Origin of the sequence: Streptomyces sp. NPDC059398, from assembly GCF_042751845.1 — a bacterium.
Classification (GTDB): Bacteria; Actinomycetota; Actinomycetes; order Streptomycetales; family Streptomycetaceae; genus Streptomyces.
Genome location: NZ_JBHYWP010000115.1, coordinates 1 through 2,601, shown reverse-complemented (window position 1 = coordinate 2,601; position 2,601 = coordinate 1). Strand labels below are relative to the sequence as shown.

Below are 2,601 nucleotides of genomic sequence, written 5' to 3'. Positions count from 1 at the left end.
CGTCCACGTCGACCGCCTCCCGGAGCTGGGCGCGGAGCTGGTCGGCGTCGCGGGGGGGGGGGCACTGCCCCCCCCGGCCGGGCGGGGGGGCCGGGCCCCACCTGGATGGCCATACCGGACATCGCGTCCGCCACCGCCGCCGGGAAGCAGCACCTTGTCCCTCCACGCCCGCGCCGGGCAGCGGCGCCGTACCGTGGCGGGCATGACAACAGAACGTTTCGAAGTCCAGCGGGAGATCGCCGCACCCCCGGCGGCGGTGTTCGCGCTGCTGTGCGACCCGCGGGGCCAGGTGGCCATCGACAGCTCGGGAATGCTCCAGTCCGCGGAGGGCGAGCCCGTACGGAAGGCGGGCGACACCTTCGTCGTGCACATGGACCGGGAGGCGCTCAACGACCTCCCGATGGGCAAGTACGACGTCACGGTCATCATCACCCGGTTCGAGCAGGACGCTCTGATCGAGTGGACCATCTCCGGGACGATCCAGCCGCCGATCAGGCACCTGTACGGCTACCGGCTCAGCCCGAGCGCCACGGGGACGCTCGTCACCTCGTACTACGACTGGAGCGGGATCGAGGAGCGCTACCGCGAGAAGGGCATCTTCCCGGTCATCCCCGAGGCCGGGCTGCGCGCGACGCTCGGCATCCTCGCGCGGACGGTGGAGCAGGGAAGGCGGCCGGTCGTCTCCGGGTGATCTGGCCGCCGCCTTCCGCGTCGCGGACACGGAAGAGCCCAGCTGTCGTGGCGGCGCGGGTGGCAACCGGTCCCCGATAGGCGGCGGCTATCACGCGTATTCGCCAATCGCGCATTGTGACGGCCCGTCCCCTGAGCGAGCCTGGCCAGGACCGGCGGCGGCGCCGGCAGGTCCAGCGAAGGGGAGGGCATGACACGCGTTGCGCAGTGGAATCAGGTTCCGGGTCACCTTCGGCTCAACTTCATCAACGGGCAGTGGCTCCCGGCGGAGTCGGGGCAGCTGCGGGAGAACATCGATCCCGCCGATCTCTCCGATGTCATCGGCGAGTTCACCGAGTCCGGCGGCGTCGACGTGGACCACGCGGTGGACGCGGCGGCCACCGCGCTGCCCGGGTGGCGGGCGCAGGGTCCGCTCGCCCGCGCCGCACATCTCACGGCGGCGAGCCGCATCCTCGGTGAGCGGGCCGATGAGGTGGCGTCGGCCATCACCCGGGAGCAGGGCAAGCTGCTCGAAGAGGCCCGCGGCGAAGTGGCAAGGGCGCGGGCCGTCATCGACTTCACCGCAGGTCAGGCACGGCTCCTCGGCGGGGTCACCGCGCCCGCCGAGGAGGAGCGCACCTTCGCGTACACCTTCCGCAAACCCATCGGGGTGGTCGGTCTGGTGTCCCCGTGGAACTTCCCGCTGGCGATCCCGGTGTGGAAGGTGGCGCCCGCGCTCCTGTCGGGGTGCACGGCGGTGCTCAAGCCGTCCCCGCTGACCCCGCTCACCTCGGCGCTCCTCGTGGAGATCTTCCAGCAGGCGGGGGTCCCGGACGGGGTGCTCAATCTGGTACAGGGCGATGCGGCGGCGGGCGAGGCCCTGGTCGCCAACCCGGCAGTGGCGGGGATCAGTTTCACCGGCTCGCTGCCGGTCGGCACCGCCATCCACAGCGGCGGAGCCCACCGGCTGCTCCGTACCCAGCTCGAACTCGGCGGCAAGAACGCCCTGATCGTGTGCGACGACGCCGACATCGGCAAGGCCGTCGACGCCGTGGTGAACGGTGCCTTCGGCCAGGCGGGCCAGCGGTGTTCGGCCACCAGCCGGGCCGTGGTGGACGTCCGGGTACGGGAGGAGTTCCTGGACCGGCTGGTGGAGCGCGTCGCCGGTCTGCGGGTCGGACCGGGGGACGACCCCGCGTCCCGGGTCTGCCCGGTCGTCAACACCGTACGGATGGACGCGGCCCTGGCGGCCGTCGCCGGGGCGCGGCACGACGGCGGCAAGGTGCTGTGCGGGGGCGAGCGGGAGCAGCGGGCGGATCTGCCCGATGGCTGCTATGTCCAGCCGACCGTCATCCGCGATGTGCCGGCGGACAGTTCGCTGGCCCAGGAGGAGGTGTTCGGGCCGGTGCTCGCCGTGATCGACGCGGACGGCTTCGACGAGGCGATGTCGGTGGCGAACTCGGTGAAGTACGGGATGTCCGGCACCGTCTTCACCGCATCGCAGTCCCGTGCGTTCGAGGCGATCGACCGGTTCGAGGCCGGGATGCTCCATGTGAACCGTCCGGGTGTCGGGGCGTACGCGCATCTGCCGCACGTCGGTTCCAAGGCGTCGCAGTACGGCCCGCCGGAGTGCTCCCCCGAGGTGTGGGACTTCTACACGGAGTGGCATTCGGCCTGTATCAGCTACTGACCGGGCCCCGGACGAATTGTCCCCAAGTGGCGTTGGCCCCCACCCCCGGGGGGGGGTGGGGGGCCCCCCGGGGGGGGGGGTGGCCGCCCCCGGGCGGGGTGGCGGGCGGGCGGGGGGGGGGGGGACGTGGGGGCGGGGGGGGGGGGCGGGCCGGGTGCGCGGGGGGTTCGGGCCGCGCTCCGGGGCGCCCGACGCACCCCGTACCGCCCCTCCCCCTCCTTGCGGCCACCCCCCGTACGGCC

The 2,601-nt window shown here is 73.0% G+C and carries 2 protein-coding genes; both read left to right on the top strand.

Going from position 1 to position 2,601, the window contains the following annotated elements; all coding sequences use genetic code 11:
• Nucleotides 1-202: 202 nt before the first annotated feature.
• A complete protein-coding gene (locus tag ACFXBC_RS30345; protein WP_385031569.1) occupies nt 203-691 on the top strand; it encodes an SRPBCC family protein in 489 nt (162 codons plus the stop codon).
• 189 nt (nt 692-880) lie between these two features.
• Complete coding sequence (locus ACFXBC_RS30340) at nt 881-2,359, top strand: aldehyde dehydrogenase family protein (RefSeq protein WP_385031566.1); 1,479 nt, start codon at nt 881-883, stop codon at nt 2,357-2,359.
• Nucleotides 2,360-2,601: the final 242 nt, after the last annotated feature.